Raw genomic sequence first — 16,316 nt, forward strand, 5'->3', positions numbered from 1 at the left:
AAACATTGGATACGCAGCCGCTCAGCGCCATCAAAATCAACACCAAAAATAGTCGCATCTTTCCCTCCGAATTGGGGCACTTAGCACGGATGTCATGCTGGTGCCTGGCCGCCCCAGGCAATGTTGAGCGCGGCGACTTTGGTTCCGTTGACGCCCGGCAATCATGGAAGGCCGAGGGGCGAGTGATCGAGTTCCGGTTCCCATAGCACACTAGCCCAGCACTAAGCCTGCAATCAAAACGGCAAATCCGATAGAAAGCGGGACCGCCAAAAGCCAGCCCGCCTCCAAAACGATATTTTCTTGCCGATCCATAACAGTCTCCTCTTTGACGCTGCCCCTGATTACGAAAGCCATTGGGAGCGGTTCGGTTCCGACGATTTTGCCGAGGACCCGGGGAGATGGCACCACTGGGTGCTCGCGTTCGTCCTCACCATTCCCGTGTTCGGCATCGCATCGCGTCGCGTCAGGTCGACGCTGTTCGAACCGCTCGCGCGGTGATAAGCGGTTGAGCATCTGAGTCCTACTTGAAGGTACCGCAATTGGTCATAGCGTTCGCCATATCTGTAGGTCTCGCACTGGTAACGGTTCTGATGCACTATGAAGTGCTAAATATCGCCGGAACGATGAGGCGTCGTTTTTCACTTCCGATGCGGGTTGATCTGCTGCTCTTGGTCGTCGCAGCAATCATTGCTCACGTGGTGGGGATCTGTCTTTTCGCGCTCGCCTACGCCTGGATGCACCACCATCCGGACCTTGGAGGTCTCGCAGGCTTGTTTTCCGGAAGCGCAGCGGATTTCTTCTATTTCTCGGTTACCTGTTACACGACGATCGGCTTTGGCGAAGTCTATGCCACTGGGCCGATGCGAATCGTTGCTGCCTTGGAGGGTCTCAACGGACTCGTCCTGATCGCTTGGTCAGCATCGTTCGCATACGCATCGACTTCGGATCTGTGGATGCGGAAGCAAGACTGACGCGCGTTGCAGAGGTCGTGTTCCTTCGTCATAGCTGTTCGCGCCGAAAAGGTGCGGCGGGCTTTTTCCGTTCGGGCGCCAACGAGCTTGTAACCGTTTACCTGAATGTTCCCCAGGGGTTTATTCAAAATTCGCCACTGCACCGCTATCAGAACGGTCCGTTGCTATAGCGTGGTAATCGAGGCCATTACCCCCTATTGGGGAGCGTAATTTCGGGACCAGTACGCGCATGCTCGCGAGGTGGAGTTAATTCAAAAGCCCCTATAGAGGACAATGCCTTAGGCCAATTTAATTAACGGCTTTCCGGTTAATCGATTCTGTGCCCTGCATAGACTCGCAGGCAGCTGACCTTTTGAACCTTTTGAGTGTTCGCCCTAGGGCCCATAGAAATTTTCGGCCGCTAACCGGGGCTCTCAAAGCCGAGCAACAATGTCCCGAAGGCGGTTAATGTGCGGGAGCAGTCGGCCAGACCTTGCCTCGTCCCGAATGTCGAGGCTAGCCAGCGTCGTCTGCACCGCCTCATGGAAGCTGTCAGGGCTGTCTAAAATAGATGGTGAGTAGATGGCTGCTGGGACAGAAATCCGCAGTCGCCAGCCGCCCCGCAAAGTCTGGTCGGCCAGGGGGCTCGCTGTCCGACGCTCTTGCCGGCGCCTAGCTGCCCCCAAATGGTCCGAACATTCGATCCCTGCCTATGGCCAAGGTTTTGGTGATGTCGCAACGCGCGAACAGATCTGCCCTTGAAGCCTCACGCAATAGCGAGACTCCGAAATGGACCACGTGCGGAGGGCTTATTTGACCGTTATTTGACGGTTTTACCTGCCGGCCAGCTAAGCACTTGAAATCGTTGGTACGCCCAAGGGGAATCGAACCCCTGTTACCGCCGTGAAAGGGCGTAGGTGGCGGGTCCATCGCATTTGCAGGCACATCCGAAAGCGGCCGCATGGTGGCGACACTGTGGCGACACGGAAGATGCAGAGGTCCAGCGACCGAGGAAGATTTACCGGTAAGTAGCTGATATAATTCGGAATATTGGTGGGCGATGCAGGGATTGAACCTGCGACCCCACCCGTGTGAAGGGTGTGCTCTCCCGCTGAGCTAATCGCCCGCTCGTTGCCCGAAGGCCAAGCGCGCCGCGATATAAGGGAGGCCGACCGGGGAAGTCAAGGCGATGTGCTGGCGTTCCGACGAAGACCGAATGCAACTCCGCCGGCAGCGGGCCGGTCGCCGTCGCGCTCAGTGCCCGGCAGCGGCAATCAGGCGTTCGGCCAGACCAAGCGTCAGCGCATCGAAATGCGAGATCACCGCCGACGGCTCGAATTCGCGCACATGGCGGTCGGTGTAGCCGAAATCGACCGCCACCACGGGAATGCCGGCCGCCTTCGCCGTATCGATGTCGGTCTGCGAATCACCGACCATCAGCGCGCGGTGCGGATCGCCGCCGGCCAGCAAAATGGTTTCGGTCAGATGGCGCGGGTCGGGCTTGCGGAACGCAAACGTGTCCTGACCGCAAATCGCCGCGAAATGCTTCGCCAGGCCGAGCGCCTCGATCAGCGCCACCGAGTTGGCTTCGTATTTGTTCGTGCAGACGGCCAGGAGATAGCCGGCTGCCTCGAATCGGGCGATCGTCTCGACGACGCCGGGGTAGGGGCGCGATTTGCCCGGGATGTTGTCGGTGTAGTGATCGAGGAACAGTTTTAGCAATCGGTCGTGTTCCTCCACCACCAGCGATCTTTGCTGCGCGGCGTGCGCGCGCTCGATCATCACCCGGCCGCCATGGCCGACGAAGCGCTTGAAGCCGGCCTCATCGACGGCAGCGAGTTCGCTGGCGGCAAGGCTGTGGTTGAGGCTGTCGAGCAGGTCCGGCGCTGTGTCGACCAGCGTCCCGTCGAGGTCGAACACGATGATCGGTCGGGTCATGGCCTGTCCTGTGACGATTGCGCTGCCGGCAGGCGATAGCCGCTGCAGCCCATCGAGGCAAGCCTTGCCAGCTCAATCCACAGGGCGTCAATCCACAGGGCAAAGTCTTTGACCGGACGGGCAAAGATGCTAGGAGCGCCGAAACGAATTTTGGGGCGCGACACACGGCATGGATGCGAGACAATTGAAGGTCGAAGCCGCGCGTGCGGCACTTGCCCATGTGACTGGTGGCATGCGGCTTGGCATCGGCACCGGCTCGACGGCCGAAGAGTTCGTTCGGCTGCTCGCCGAAAAGGTCGCCACCGGCCTTACCGTTATCGGCGTGCCGACCTCGGAGCGCACCGCCACCCTCTGCGGCGAGCTTGGCGTGCCGCTTTCGACGCTGGAAGAAACGCCCGAGCTCGATCTTACCATCGACGGCGCCGACGAGATCGATCCGGAGCTGACATTGATCAAGGGCGGCGGCGGTGCGCTGCTGCGCGAAAAGATCGTGGCGGCGGCTTCCGCCCGCATGATCGTCATTGCCGACCGTTCGAAGATGGTCGAGACGCTCGGCCGTTTTCCACTGCCCATCGAGGTCAACCCGTTCGGCCTGCGTGCCACGGAAATCGCCGTCGCCGCGGCAGCCGGACGGCTCGGCCTTTCCGGCCCCGTCACATTGAGGATGACGGGAAGCCAGCCTTTTGTTACAGACGGCGGCCATTTTATCCTCGATGCATCTTTTGGCCGCATTCCGGATACAAGAGCGCTTTCGAATGCTCTCCATGCCATTCCGGGCGTGGTCGAGCATGGTCTTTTCATCGGGCTGGCATCAGCGGCCATCATAGCCGGCGACGGTGTCCCAACCGTCCATGCCGCCCGAAAACCAGGGAGTTCTACCGATCATGACGTTGCATAACCGGGTTCGCCGTTTTTCTGCAATTCTGGCTGCTTCGGCCGTCTTTGCGTTTTCATCGCCGGCGTTCTCGCAGGACGTCAGCGAAGGGCATCTGAAGGCGGCCCGCGCCGCCGTCGCGGCGATCGACGCGACGGACCCGTTCGACAACATCCTGCCGCAGGCCGCCGCCGCGCTTCAGCAGCAGCTTATCCAAAAGAATCCGGACATGCAGGAGCTGATCGGCAGGACGGTTAGCGAAAAGGCTCTGGCGCTGGCCTCGCGCCGCGCCGATCTCGAGAAGGAAGCGGCCTTGGCCTATGCCAAGGTATTTTCCGAAAAAGAGCTTACCGAAATCGCCGCTTTCTACAATTCCGATACCGGCAAGAAGCTGCTCGACAGCGGCCCGGCGGTGACACGTGACCTGCTCAAGGCCGCCGAAATCTGGCAGAACGGCGTCGCTCGCGATCTCGCCCAGCAGGTCGGCGAAACGCTGGCCGCGGCAGCAAAGGCCACAGCACCGGCAAATGCCGCGGCTCCGGCTGATGGCACGCAGCCGGAAGCACCGAAGAACTAAGCCTGTTTTCCGGCGGCGTTATCGCTGCTGGACCGGAAAGCCCGCCGCCGTTGCGCGTCCGACAGGATGCGCTGCGTCCGGGCTTTTCTTTTGGTGGTTTGCAGCCTACCTGTCTCAGACATTTTGAAAGGCAAGGAGCCGCGCAATGGCCGTCTATGACTACGATCTTTTCGTCATCGGCGGCGGCTCCGGCGGGGTGAGGGCGGCGCGTGTGGCGGCGGCACTCGGCAAGCGCGTCGGCATTGCCGAGGAATACCGCTATGGCGGCACCTGCGTCATTCGCGGCTGCGTGCCGAAGAAGCTCTATGTCTATGCCTCGCAATTTCCCGAACATTTTGCCGACGCCGCCGGTTATGGCTGGACCGTGCCGCAGGCGAGCTTCGACTGGCAGACATTGGTTGCCAACAAGGATCGCGAGATCAGCCGGCTGGAAGCCATCTACAGGAAAAATGTCCAAGGCGCCGGCGGCGAGACGTTTCAGTCACGCGCCATGCTGGTCGATCCGCATGCGGTGCATCTTCTCGGCGAGGACCGCACCGTCACCTCCGACCAGATTCTCATCGCCACCGGTGGCCGCCCGGCACCGCACCCGGCTCTGCCCGGCCATGAGCATTGTATCTTTTCCAACGAGGCCTTCGATCTCAAGGAATTGCCGAAGGCGATCATGATCGAGGGCGGCGGCTATATTGCGGTCGAATTCGCCAACATCTTTCACGGCCTCGGCGTCGACACAACGCTGGTCTATCGCGGCAAGGAGATCCTCTCCCGCTTCGACATGGATCTCAGGCGCATGCTGCACGAGACGATGGAAAAGAAGGGGATAAAAATCCTCTGCCATGCCGTATCCGAATGGATCAGGAAGCGTCCGGACGGACGCCTCGACGCTGTCGTCACCGGCGGCAAGGTGCTGACGGTCGATCAGGTCATGCTCGCCATCGGGCGTCTCCCCAACACCGAAAACATGGGTCTTGAGGGCGTCGGCATCGAGATGACCAGGACCGGCGCGATTCATGTGGACCAATATTCGCGCACCAGCATCGACAACATCTGGGCGATCGGCGACGTCACCAACCGTGTGCAATTGACGCCGGTGGCGATCCATGAGGCCATGTGTTTCGTCGAGACCGCCTTCAAGGGCAACCCAACTGCGCCCGACCATGAAACGATCGCCACCGCGGTCTTCTCGCAGCCCGAGATCGGCACGGTCGGCCTGTCGGAAGACGAGGCCATAAAGCGTTTTACCGACGTTGAGATCTACCGCGCCAGCTTCCGGCCGATGCGCAACACGCTGTCGGGCCGCGACGAAAAGATGCTGATGAAGCTGGTGGTCGACAGCGCCTCGAAAAAGGTGCTCGGCGCCCATATCCTCGGGCCGGATGCCGGCGAGATGGCGCAGCTTCTCGGCATTCCGCTGAAGGCCGGGCTGACCAAGGATGACTTCGATCGCACGATGGCCGTGCACCCGACCGCGGCGGAAGAACTCGTGACCATGTACAAGCCGACCTACCGGGTGAGGGACGGCGAGCGCGCCTGACGTTTTGCCACACCGTCGCCAACGGAGCACCCGATGCTCGCAAGCAATGGCGCCGCACCACCCGACCACAATTTTAGATCACCAATCCGATCCGACACTGGGCAACGATATTCTGTTCGCCCTAAAGCGCGTCGTGTTTGACCGGCCTCATGCGACGCGCTTTAGGTTGTTGTTTTATGCATGTCGTCATCGCAAAACCGCTGCACACCCTCGGGTCAGGCCCTGGGTCAGGCCCGAGGGCATGCTTTTTGCGCGACATGCATTATTTCTGCCTGATGCGGCGAGGGAAGCGCAGCCATCTTTCCTCGACCGGCCTTGTTTCCTCGACCGGCCTCGGATGCGCGAGGATGGTGGTGAGTTCGACCGGCAGGCTCGGCGCCAGCGGCTTTTTGGTCGCGACGCCATCCGCGATGGCAACGATGCTGTGGTAGAATTCGGCGCCTGAAAGCGATCTTGGCGGCACGGCCTCGTGCATGATCGAGATCACCGTGACATTTGGACAATTGTCCTTGATCGCTTGATGGAAAGCAATCTTCCCTTCCGGATCGAGCGCCCCGGTGGCTTCGTCGAGGAACAGCAGCCCCGGCTGCTGCAGCACGATACGGGCGACAACCAGCTTCTGTTTCTGGCCGCCCGAAAGCACCTGGTCCCAGTTCATTCCGTCGCGGCTTTCATCGGCCATGTGTTCGATGAAATCGCCAAGGCCGGCTCTGTGCAGAGCCGATGCAACCTGCGTGTCGGTGTGATCGCGCTCTGAACCGGGCAGGCAGACCAGTTGCTTCAGCGAGACCTGCTGCAGCTTGACCTCCTGGGCGGCATAGAAACTCTCGACCCCTTCCGGGAAGACGATGGAGCCGCGGCCATAGGGCCACAGACCGTTGATCGCCTTGATCAGCGATGTCTTGCCGCAGCCGGATTCGCCCTTCAGGAACGTCCACTCGCCACGCCGGAAGCGCAAATTCGCAGCACTCAGGAAGGGGGTGGCGTCCTCGCCCTGATGGGTCAGCTCCAGTTTCTGGATGGTCAAGCCGAAAACCGGGTTCTGACGGTCGTAGCGGAAATCGGAACAACCGGTGAGACTGTAGAATTGCTGCGGGTGTTGGACGTTTTCGATCGCGTTGGCGAGTTCGGTCACGCGTTGGCTGTTGGCGCGCAGCGCCGCAATGGAAGGCATGACATGGATGAACCACGAACATTGACTGATGAGCGAGTTGACCATCTCGGAGCCGGTTATGTAGCCCTTGAGGTCGAAACGGTTGTGGATGTAGGGCACCAGGCCCGGCGCATAGGCGACAATGCGGGCGCCGATGAAATTGTAGACCAGCTCGAAAGAGCGGTAGCTGGAGTTGACGATGTTCAGCCTTGCCCAGGTGCGGTCGATGTCGACATAAAGCCGGTCGTGCATCGTCTTTTGCACATTCTCGCCCTGTGAAGCGGCGACGTGGAAACTGCGGCGCAGGAACGTGGTCAGTTCGCCGCGATAACTGCCTTCGGATTGCTGCATCCGGATGTTGAGCCGTTCCAGCAACCTGCCGAGCTTCACCGCGATCCAGGTGTTCAGCGGCACGTAAATGGCGACCGCCAGGAAAGCCAGGACCGCGCTGCCATAGCTGCCGAGGAATTCCAGCCCTTTCACCTCTGCCGAGGTTTCAAGCAGTTTCTGGCCGACGAAAAACAGCGATGTAGCGACAGCCATCACCCCCATGGCGAGGCCGATGGCTCCGCCGGTCATGTCCTTGATCGATTCCTGGACGCGCTGGTCGATGTTGTCGGGAGCCGCAGCGCCGGAGGAACCGTGCTGGGCATGGAAATGCGTGTGATTGGTGTCGAGAAGCGCTGCGTTGAAACGGCTGTCCAGCCAACCGCGCCATTTGCGATGCAGCGTCGCGGAAACAAAAGTGCGGATGCCGGTAAAGCCCGCGTCCTTGAGCACGACTAGAAGGATGAGGACGCCGGCGTTGGTGAGCAACGATGCGAGCGGCGTGGTGTTCGCGGCATCGTGGTAGAAGGCGATCGAGTTGACCAGTTCCCCGGATGCTTCGGCGAACCAGACGCCGGCCTTGCTGGACAGCGCGGTAAACAGGGCGATGACCAGTGTCAGCGTCCAGGCCTCCACCCAGCGGTCCGAGAACCAGTAGGCCCGCATCAGTCCCCAGAAGCTGCGCATCGAGGAAACCGGTGTCAGGAGCGGCGACCTTGCGGCGCCACGGAGCCATTTTTCCGATATTGAATGTCGCCCTGGTCTACCGACCCGAATCACAATCCCGCCCAAACCTCTTTTAGTTTTGTTACAGACAGTAACACCAATTGATCATTTTCAATTATCTTTTCTCGGTCTGTGGAGGATTTGACCCCCTCGCCGTTGCCATTAAGCAACAGCGGCGAATCCATGCGACGCCGCTGTCGACGCATATTATCGATATAATTTCAATGGGTTGCCGGTGGATGCATGCGGGCGCCAGCATCTTCCCCAAGGGAAAGCTTTTTGCACAGTTTTGTTATGGGAAGAGCGTGGTCGCTCGGCCGATTTTTATGTTGAAGAAGACGAATCGACGCAAAGACGCGCCGTCATCCTTGTTGCCATATCGACCTGGCGGCAGCCGGAAAGTGACCGGAGGGCGTTGGCCCGAAGGGCGTTGGCTGCTGTGGCGATGTCGCCAAACACCCATGGAATGGCGTCTATCAGGTCGCTTTCTCCAACTCGCCCCGCGCCTTCGCCGCCGCAACCTGGCGAATGGCGTCGGTGAGCGTGTCAACGTCTTGCGCGCCCATGACCGCATACTTGCCCTCAAGCAGGAAGCACGGCACGCCGGTGATACCCATGCGCGAAGCAGTGGCGATTTCGGTGCGCACCGGCTCGACATCGGCGTCCGTCGGCAAAAGCGTCTCGACGATGGACGCATCCATGCCGGCCTCGCTGGCGGCGTTGATCAGCACGACATGGTCGCCGAGATTGGCGCCTTCCTCGAAATTCAACTGGAACAGGCGTCGCACCAGCCGGTTCTGCATGACCTCGCCGGCGGCACCAGCCCAGCGGATGACGCGGTGCGCGTCCAGCGTGTTGGGCGCAACCCTGATGGCAGCGAAGGCGAAGTTGATTCCCTCGGCTTCGCCCAATGGCTCGATGCGGGCGTGGATCTCGCGGATGCGTTCGTCGCTGCCGAACTTGGCCATCATGTATTCGCGGCGATCCTTGCCTTCGGGCGGGATGGTCGGGTCGAGCTGGAATGGCCGCCAGCGAATATGCACCTCGACATCGTTTGCCGCGGCGATCGCCTTGTCGAGCCGCTTCTGGCCGATGAAGCACCAGGGGCAGACGACGTCGGAGACCACATCGACGGTAATCGACTTCTCGTCGCTCATCTTGATCTCCTGTTCCGAAGATGTCACTTCGGCTTGCGCCACCATGTCGGCAGTCGATAGCCGGACATGGGGGTCTTTTGCGGATGTTCCAGATAGCTCCAATAGGCGAGCCATTGCTGCGTGTTGTGCTGCATCGGAACCATGTAGTGGCCGGAGATCAACAACCTGTCGAGGACCCGGACGGCGGCAACATAATCTTCGCGGCTGCGGGCGTCGACCATCGCCTCGAGTGCTGCATCTATCGCCGGATCGGCAACGCCGGCAAGGTTGAACGAGCCTTCGGCATTGGCGGCAGCTGATCCCCAGCGCCCGAACTGCTCGATGCCCGGCGACAGCGAGTTCTCGAAGCCGCTGGCGCCGATCAGCACCTCGAAATTGAAACGTTGCTTGCGCGACTGGATCTGGTCGCCGTCAAGGCTGCGGATGGTGACATCGATGCCGATCTTCGCCAGCGTGCGCTGGTAGATGGCGGCAAGGCGCTCCTCGTTCTGGGAGGCGGTCAGGATCTCGAAGCCGAAGGGTTTCCCCTCGGGATCGAGCATCACTCCATCCTGCAAGGCATAACCCGCGCCCTTCAATATGTCGAAGGCAGCTTTCAACACCTTGCGGTCCTGGCCCGAGCCGTCGGTGACGGGTGGCCGCCAGCTGCCGTCCATGACATCGGCCGGCACACGACCGGGGTAGGGTGCCAGGAGCGCCTTTTCCCTGTCGTCGGCCGGATGGCGGAGTGCCGACAACGCGGAATTCTGCCAATAGCTCATTGTGCGCATGTACTTGCCGCCGAACAAGTTCTTGTTGGCCCATTCGAAGTCGTAGAGCATGCTGAGCGCGCGTCGAACCACCGGATTGGAGAACTTCTGCAGCCGTGTGTTGAACAGGAACCCCGTCACCACTGGCGGGATGCCGGGGTCGAACGTTTCGGCGATCACGTCGCCCCTGTGGAAGGCAGGGAAGTCGAGATCGCGCTCGCGCTTGACCGGATCGCTGTCGTCAGCGATAGCGCAGATGCCTTTCTTGAAAGCTTCCAGCTTGGCGTTGGCGTTGAGAAAATATTCGATGGTGATCTGGTCGTAATTGTCGAAGCCGCGCTTGGCGGGGATGTCCTTGCCCCAATAATTTGGGTTGCGCTTGAACACGATGCGCTGGCCAGGCGCCACGTGCGCCACGGTATAGGGGCCGCTGCCGATCACCGGTTTCAGCGTGGTCCTGTCGAAGGTCTCCTTGTCGAAAGCGTGCTTCGGCACGATTGGCGTCATCGCGATAACCAACGGAGTCTCGCGGTTAGCCTTGTCGTTGAATGTAAAGCGCACGCTGCGGTCGCCGGTCTTTTCCAGTTTGGAGACCATGCTCATACGGGCGCTGTAGGGTGGCCGGCCTTTCTCGGTAAAGACGTCGTAGGTGAACAGCACGTCTTCCGCAGTCACCGGTTGACCATCAGACCACTTGGCCCTTGGATCGAGGTGGAATTCGATGCTCTTGCGCTCCGGATCCATGTCGACAGTGTGGGCAAGCAGGCCGTAAAGACTGAAGGCCTCATCGTCATTGCGCTGCATCAACGGCTCGAAGACGAGATTGCCGAAGATCCTGTCGATGATGCCGCGTGCCGTCGTGCGCAGGCTTTTCAGGATGAAAGGGTTGAGATTGTCGAAGCTGCCAACGACGCAATAGGTGATGCTGCCGCCCTTCGGCGCATCGGGATTGACGTAGTTGAAATGCGCATAGTCGGCCGACAGCGCCGGCTCGCCCTGCATGGCGATCGCGTGTTTCGGCTCCGACAAGGCTGGTTGAGGCGAAAGGGTGATAATCGCGGCGATCAGCCAAACAAGAACGCGGCCCATGACCGTCTCCTTACCGGGTCGGCTTGATGATTCGGAGCGCACCCTAACATGAGCCGACCGCCTCCCGGCTAATCGCGAGCTCAAGAATTGCGGGCATCGGGCTGGATTCGGCACCGCTTGCAGTGTAACACGCCGTCCGAAGTCATTCTGTTGCCTCATTTCGGCAACAGGTAGCTGGACCACACGGCGCGAAGTAGCCGGTCCCGGGATCATTTGAGAGGAAGTGCACGATATGACGAGCCTGAACAGCAACGCGTACCGCCTGTCGGTCATGGCCGCTGGCGTGGTCGGCTTTTTGGGCGCACAGCTTCCCACTGCTCTTGCGCAGCAGCAACAGCAGATTCCGCAGGGCTGGTTCAAAGCCTGCACCAAGCAGGAAGACGTCGACATCTGCAATGTCCAGAACATCACCACAGCCGGCAACGGCCAGCTCGTCACCGGCGTCAGCCTGATCGAATTGAAGGGCAAGATAAACCGCAAGGTGTTCCAGGTGACGGTTCCGACCGGTCGCCTGGTTCCTCCCGGCATTGGCCTCCAGATCGACACCGGGAAGGCGCAGAAGCTCGACTATGTGATCTGCTTCCCCGACCGCTGCGTGGCGGAAGTGCCGCTGACCGACCAGCTCGTCGCCTCCTTCAAGAAGGGTTCGAACCTGACGCTGACCTCGGTCAATTTCCAGAACCAGCCGAACCCGATCAAGATCGCGCTGACCGGCTTCAGCGGCGCCTTCGACGGGCCGCCGCTGCAGCAGTCGGACATCGAGGATCGGCAGAAGAAGCTTCAGGATTTCGTTGCCAAGAACAACCAGGACTTCGCCAAGAAGCTCAAGGAAGAGCAGGACAAGGCGAAGACCGCCAACTGATCGCCCCCGCGGCGCGACTTGGGCGACTAAGACGATTTCTCAAGCCAACAAAAAAGCGGGGTCTTGCCCCGCTTTTTTGTTTCGGCCGGCCATTTCTTGATCCCATCAGGCCCGCAATCCCGTCAGGTCCCCGCAATCCGTCGGGTCCCCGCGATCTATCAGGTCAATGTCTTGACTGGCGTCTCGGCTCGTAGCGCCCGTCCGGCCTCTTGTCGAACATCTCGCCGATCTCCGGATGCCGCACCGGTTCGCCAGAGCGGTCCTCGAGCAGGTTCTGCTCAGACACATAGGCGATGTATTCCGTTTCCGAATTCTCGGCGAGCAAGTGGTAGAAGGGCTGGTCCTTGCGCGGCCGCACATCCGCCGGGATCGCCTCGTACCATTCATCGGTGTTGGCGAATTGCGGGTCGACATCGAAAATGATGCCGCGGAACGGAAACAGCCGGTGGCGGACCACCTGTCCGATCGAAAATTTGGCTGTTTTCATCATGGTACTCACCACTAAGTCCTAGAGTGCCGCGTCCCTGGAATGCGCAAAGACTCTCTAAGACCTTGAATTTACGCGTTACACTTCAAAAAATCGAGCCCGACTTATGGCTGATACCTGACCTATTTGGCGCAGACGCCGCATGAAATCAATGCCGAACGCTTGACGCTCTGCCAAGCTACGGGGCCAGCCCGCCCGAGGACGTGCTAGCGCCGGATCTGTTTCCTTAAGCCGCCGGCGAGCGCTGCAAAACCACTGCCGGGCCGCAGCCCCTCGCGCATGAAAAAGGCGCGGAGCGGCGCGAAGCCGCCGAGCACGCCAAGGCCGGCACTGCGCGCCATCTGTGCCGGCAGCATCTGCGAGAGCAGCGACTTGTTGAGCAGGTTGACCGCATTACTGCGCGCCAGGATGTCGGGGCGGCGCTTGAAATCATAGGCTGCGAGGGCCTTGACGGTGCCCGGGTCGGCCCTGTTTTTGCACGCAATTCCAACCAGATCATCGACATCCCTGATACCAAGGTTGAGACCTTGCGCGCCGATCGGCGGAAACACATGGGCGGCTTCGCCGACAAGTGCCACCCGGTTGCGCGCGAAGCAGCGCGGCGTCACGCCGGAAAGCTGGTAGATCTGCCGGCCGGGTTCGACGGAAACCCGACCCAGCATCGATTGCATCCGCTGTTCGACCCGCATCGAAAGCGCCGCGTCGTCCAGTGCGGCGAGTTCCTTCGCCGTTTCCGGCTCAAGCACCCAGACAAGGCTGGACCGGTTGCCGGGCAGGGGAACCTGGGTGAACGGGCCGGTCTCGGTGTGGAACTCGGTTGAGGTGAAAGCGTGGTCGCTGCGGTGGCCGAAATTGAGAACCAATGCCGCCTGCGGATAGGATCGCGCCGATGTCGAGATCCCGGCAGCCTCACGGGCCGGCGACATACGGCCATCGGCGGCGACGGCCAGCGATGCTGTGATCTCACTGCCGTCAGACAGGATCGCATGCGCATGGTCGCCCTCGAGGCGCCAGGTCTCCACCATCGCTTTTCGCCATTCGATGCCGGAATGCGCGGCAACAACCCTGGCAAGTGCGGGGTTGAGCGCACTGTTGGGTAAATTCAGCCCGAACTGCTCCTCGCCAATTTCGCTGGCGCGGAAAGTGACCACCGGGCTGCGGATCAGCCGGCTGGTTGCATCGACGATGCGCATCGCCTTCAGCGGTGCGGCCTGGGACCTCACCCGATCGAGGACGCCCAACCGCTCGAGGATCTTCAGGGCCGGGTTCATCAGGGCCGTCGTGCGGCCGTCCTGGCCATTTGCCTCGGGTCCGACGAGCGTCACGGGAAAGCCGGCGTCTGCGAAACCAAGCGCTGCAATCAGCCCTGCCGGGCCACTGCCGGCAACCAGTATCCGTGCTGTTTCCCGACGGTCCAATGCGGCTTCCCGGTTGCGATGCGAGGCGGTCGGTCCGACCTGATGAGCATATAGATCAGATCATGCGGCTTGATCAACGCGGCGATTCGGCCCATTCGATTTCCATGACCGCCGAAGACCATGATTTCAGTCATCTCGACCGTTTCGGCCGCGCTGCGGCGAGCGTCTCGCGCAATCCTCGACTGGTGGTGAACATCGTTTTGGGCGCAGCCGTCGTCCTGGCATGGCTGCTGCTTGGCGCCATGGCCATACGTGGCGCCGAAAGCCGGGTTCCGGGCATCGACGCACCCGGCGACACGATGCTCAGGTACCTGCCGCGGCTGCCGCTGCCGGATCTTCTCGATCGCTTCTTCAGCCTTTGTCTTGCACCTGCGCCGCTCGACGGGGGCGTCGGCGCGCAGGCCGGAGCACTCATCGTCATGTGGTTCCTGATGGCGGTCGCCACCATGCTGCCTTCGGCGGCGCCGATGATCCGCACCTATTGCGAGATCGCCGATACCGCGCGGATCAAGGGCGAAGCGGTCGTCCATCCGCTGATCTTGGTCGCCGGTTACCTCAGCGTGTGGTTGGCTGCGTCGGCAGTGTTTGCGGCGCTGACGCTCATCGTTCACGCCTTCGCCGCATCTGTGCAGATGCTCGACCCGGTGGTCGGAGCGACAGGAGCGGCTGCGCTTTTGGTTGGCGGCCTTTACCAGTTCAGCGGCCTGAAGGAAGCCTGCCTGACAAAATGCAAAAGCCCGTTTTCGATCCTGTTTTCGAACTGGAGCGCGAGGCCCGGCCGGATTTTCCGGCTCGGCATGAAGCAGGGCGTCTGGTGCCTCGGCTGCTGCTGGGCGCTGATGCTGGTGATGTTCGCCGTCGGCGTGATGAACGTGTTCTGGTTGGCGTTGATCGGCCTGTTCACCTTGATCGAAAAACAGACGGCGGGCAGGCTGCCAACCCGGATCGCCGGTGCGATACTGCTTGTCTGGGCAACCGCCCTGCTAGTAGTCTCGGCATAGGGAGAGAATTTTATGGCGGATCAAGGCTGGGCAATGAAAGGAGAGCTGATACTCTCCTGCAATTGCACGGTTTTTTGTCCTTGCGTGCTGTCCCTCGGCAATCACCCGCCGACCGAGGGCTATTGTCAGACCTGGGCGGGGTTCCGCATCGATGCCGGCCATTTCGGCGAGGTCGAGCTTTCCGGCCTCAATCTTGGGCTGGTCATGGAAATCCCCGGCTATATGAGCCGCGGCAACTGGACCGCCGGACTGTTCATCGACAAGCGCGCCTCAGTCTACGCGGTAAAGGCGCTGACCAGGATTTTCACCGGCAAGGCTGGCGGAACCACCTCGCTGCTCTCCATCCTGGTCGGCAAGTTCCTCGGCGTCGAGCAGGCGCCGATCACCTATGAGACGCGCGACAGGACCCGTATCTTCCAGATCCCGAAGATCATCGATGGAGCCGTAACGCCGATTTCCAGCAAGGACCGCGACAAGGATACGGTGATCAGCAATTCGGAGTACTGGATCGCACCGGAAATCATCGTCGCCAGGTCCGACAAGAGCAAGATGCGGGCCTTCGGCCGCAACTGGAATTTTGCCGGCCGCTCGGCCGAAATCTGCAAGCTGGACTGGCGGGGCCCGTGAGCAAAAAAACAACGGCCAGGAAAATCACGGCCGGAAAAATCACGGCCAAGAAAATCGCTGACAGGATTCCGAGGCCGAAGAAGAAAGTCACATGGCCGCAGGCGCGCGCGTTTTCGGTCCATCTGCTGACCGCATCGGGCTCGTTCCTGGCGTTCCTGTCGCTGGTGGCGGCGAGCGAGCAGCGCTGGACGGCGATGTTCTGGTGGCTGGGGCTGGCGCTGTTCGTCGACGGCATCGACGGGCCGATCGCCAGGAAACTCGAGGTCAAGGAAATCCTGCCGACGTGGTCGGGCGAACTCCTCGACAACATCATCGATTACGTCACCTATGTGCTGATACCGGCCTTCGCACTTTACCAGCGCGGCTTCATGGGTGAGGGCCTGTCGTTCCTGTCGGCGGCGATCATCGTCGTGTCGAGCGCGATCTACTATGCCGACACCGGGATGAAGACCAAGGAAAATTTCTTCAAGGGGTTTCCCGTGGTCTGGAACATGGTGGTGTTCACGCTGTTCGTCATCGAGCCGGGACAATGGGTTTCTTTCGCCGTGGTCGTGGTGGCCGCCATCCTGACCTTTGTGCCGATCAATTTCATCCACCCGGTGCGGGTGGCGCGGCTGCGGCCGATCAACCTTGGCATGACGCTGCTATGGTGCGCTTTCGGAGCGCTGGCGCTGGCGCAGGCAGCTCTTGCCGCCTTCTACGACCAGATCGGCGTCCTGGGCGAGCAGGTGAGTGTTTTCACCAAGATCGGCATCACCGTCACCGGACTTTACCTCGCCTGCATCGGCGGTATCATGCAGCTCTTTCCAACGCTCGGCGCCAAGAAAACCTGATCCCGATAGAAGTC

General features: G+C 60.8%; 16 protein-coding genes and 1 tRNA gene. 10 read left to right on the forward strand and 7 right to left on the reverse strand.

Annotation, left to right across the window (positions count from 1 at the left end; all coding sequences use genetic code 11):
• The 3 genes from AC0L16_RS29860 to AC0L16_RS29870 form a co-directional block, all read left to right on the forward strand.
• The coding region (locus AC0L16_RS29860) for a hypothetical protein (protein WP_473625022.1) at nucleotides 1-206 on the forward strand (206 nt) is incomplete at its 5' end.
• Between the two features lie 94 nt (nucleotides 207-300).
• Nucleotides 301-498, forward strand: coding sequence for a hypothetical protein (locus AC0L16_RS29865; RefSeq protein ID WP_473625023.1), 198 nt, complete (start codon nucleotides 301-303; stop codon nucleotides 496-498).
• 92 nt (nucleotides 499-590) lie between these two features.
• Complete coding sequence (locus tag AC0L16_RS29870) at nucleotides 591-971, forward strand: ion channel (protein ID WP_473625025.1); 381 nt, start codon at nucleotides 591-593, stop codon at nucleotides 969-971.
• A gap of 1,030 nt (nucleotides 972-2,001) precedes the next feature.
• Here AC0L16_RS29870 and AC0L16_RS29875 read toward each other — a convergent pair.
• Together AC0L16_RS29875 and AC0L16_RS29880 are read right to left on the reverse strand one after the other, a co-directional pair.
• Nucleotides 2,002-2,076 (reverse strand) — tRNA-Val (locus AC0L16_RS29875).
• Nucleotides 2,077-2,204: 128 nt separating this feature from the next.
• Complete coding sequence (locus AC0L16_RS29880) at nucleotides 2,205-2,888, reverse strand: phosphoglycolate phosphatase (RefSeq protein ID WP_473625026.1); 684 nt, start codon at nucleotides 2,886-2,888, stop codon at nucleotides 2,205-2,207.
• A gap of 169 nt (nucleotides 2,889-3,057) precedes the next feature.
• On the opposite strand from AC0L16_RS29880, the gene rpiA reads away from it, so the two are divergent.
• From rpiA to gor, 3 genes are all read left to right on the forward strand, one after another.
• Nucleotides 3,058-3,786, forward strand: a complete 729-nt coding sequence (gene rpiA, locus AC0L16_RS29885) for a ribose-5-phosphate isomerase RpiA (RefSeq protein WP_473625028.1) — start codon at nucleotides 3,058-3,060, stop codon at nucleotides 3,784-3,786.
• Entirely contained in the window at nucleotides 3,773-4,339 is a 567-nt protein-coding gene (locus AC0L16_RS29890; RefSeq protein WP_473625029.1) for a DUF2059 domain-containing protein, read from the forward strand. Before rpiA ends, AC0L16_RS29890 begins: the two co-directional genes overlap by 14 nt.
• A 145-nt stretch (nucleotides 4,340-4,484) precedes the next feature.
• On the forward strand, nucleotides 4,485-5,873 hold the full coding sequence (gene gor, locus AC0L16_RS29895; RefSeq protein WP_473625031.1) for a glutathione-disulfide reductase: 1,389 nt from the start codon (nucleotides 4,485-4,487) through the stop codon (nucleotides 5,871-5,873).
• A gap of 262 nt (nucleotides 5,874-6,135) precedes the next feature.
• On the opposite strand, the gene AC0L16_RS29900 is transcribed toward gor, so the two are convergent.
• The 3 genes from AC0L16_RS29900 to AC0L16_RS29910 form a co-directional block, all read right to left on the reverse strand.
• Nucleotides 6,136-8,040, reverse strand: coding sequence for an ABC transporter ATP-binding protein/permease (locus tag AC0L16_RS29900; protein WP_473625032.1), 1,905 nt, complete (start codon nucleotides 8,038-8,040; stop codon nucleotides 6,136-6,138).
• A gap of 515 nt (nucleotides 8,041-8,555) precedes the next feature.
• Nucleotides 8,556-9,236 carry a DsbA family oxidoreductase gene (locus AC0L16_RS29905; RefSeq protein ID WP_473625034.1) on the reverse strand — a complete coding sequence of 227 codons (681 nt, stop codon included), beginning with the start codon at nucleotides 9,234-9,236 and terminating at the stop codon, nucleotides 8,556-8,558.
• A gap of 23 nt (nucleotides 9,237-9,259) precedes the next feature.
• Nucleotides 9,260-11,074: an extracellular solute-binding protein gene (locus AC0L16_RS29910; protein WP_473625035.1), complete on the reverse strand. Its 1,815-nt coding sequence runs from the start codon at nucleotides 11,072-11,074 to the stop codon at nucleotides 9,260-9,262.
• Nucleotides 11,075-11,306: 232 nt separating this feature from the next.
• Between AC0L16_RS29910 and AC0L16_RS29915 the strand changes: the two genes are divergently transcribed.
• Nucleotides 11,307-11,936, forward strand: a complete 630-nt coding sequence (locus AC0L16_RS29915; RefSeq protein ID WP_473625037.1) for an invasion associated locus B family protein — start codon at nucleotides 11,307-11,309, stop codon at nucleotides 11,934-11,936.
• Nucleotides 11,937-12,099: 163 nt separating this feature from the next.
• Here the strand turns inward: AC0L16_RS29915 and hspQ are convergent, their stop codons facing one another.
• Together hspQ and AC0L16_RS29925 are read right to left on the reverse strand one after the other, a co-directional pair.
• Nucleotides 12,100-12,423: a heat shock protein HspQ gene (gene hspQ, locus AC0L16_RS29920; RefSeq protein ID WP_023801843.1), complete on the reverse strand. Its 324-nt coding sequence runs from the start codon at nucleotides 12,421-12,423 to the stop codon at nucleotides 12,100-12,102.
• Nucleotides 12,424-12,629: 206 nt separating this feature from the next.
• The gene (locus tag AC0L16_RS29925) at nucleotides 12,630-13,841 is read right to left on the reverse strand and encodes a UbiH/UbiF family hydroxylase (RefSeq protein WP_473625038.1); all 1,212 of its coding nucleotides are present in this window, start codon (nucleotides 13,839-13,841) and stop codon (nucleotides 12,630-12,632) included.
• A gap of 62 nt (nucleotides 13,842-13,903) precedes the next feature.
• Between AC0L16_RS29925 and AC0L16_RS29930 the strand changes: the two genes are divergently transcribed.
• The 3 genes from AC0L16_RS29930 to pcsA are packed head-to-tail and all read left to right on the forward strand — an operon-like array spanning nucleotide 13,904 to nucleotide 16,302.
• Nucleotides 13,904-14,842 (forward strand): DUF2182 domain-containing protein, encoded by a 939-nt coding sequence (locus AC0L16_RS29930; protein ID WP_473625039.1) that lies wholly within the window; start codon nucleotides 13,904-13,906, stop codon nucleotides 14,840-14,842.
• A 12-nt stretch (nucleotides 14,843-14,854) separates the two neighbouring features.
• A complete protein-coding gene (locus tag AC0L16_RS29935; protein ID WP_473625041.1) occupies nucleotides 14,855-15,469 on the forward strand; it encodes a DUF1326 domain-containing protein in 615 nt (204 codons plus the stop codon).
• Nucleotides 15,466-16,302: a phosphatidylcholine synthase gene (gene pcsA, locus AC0L16_RS29940; RefSeq protein ID WP_473625042.1), complete on the forward strand. Its 837-nt coding sequence runs from the start codon at nucleotides 15,466-15,468 to the stop codon at nucleotides 16,300-16,302. Before AC0L16_RS29935 ends, pcsA begins: the two co-directional genes overlap by 4 nt.
• The last annotated feature ends 14 nt before the right edge of the window (nucleotides 16,303-16,316 follow it).

The sequence above is a fragment of the Mesorhizobium sp. WSM4848 genome, assembly GCF_055811375.1.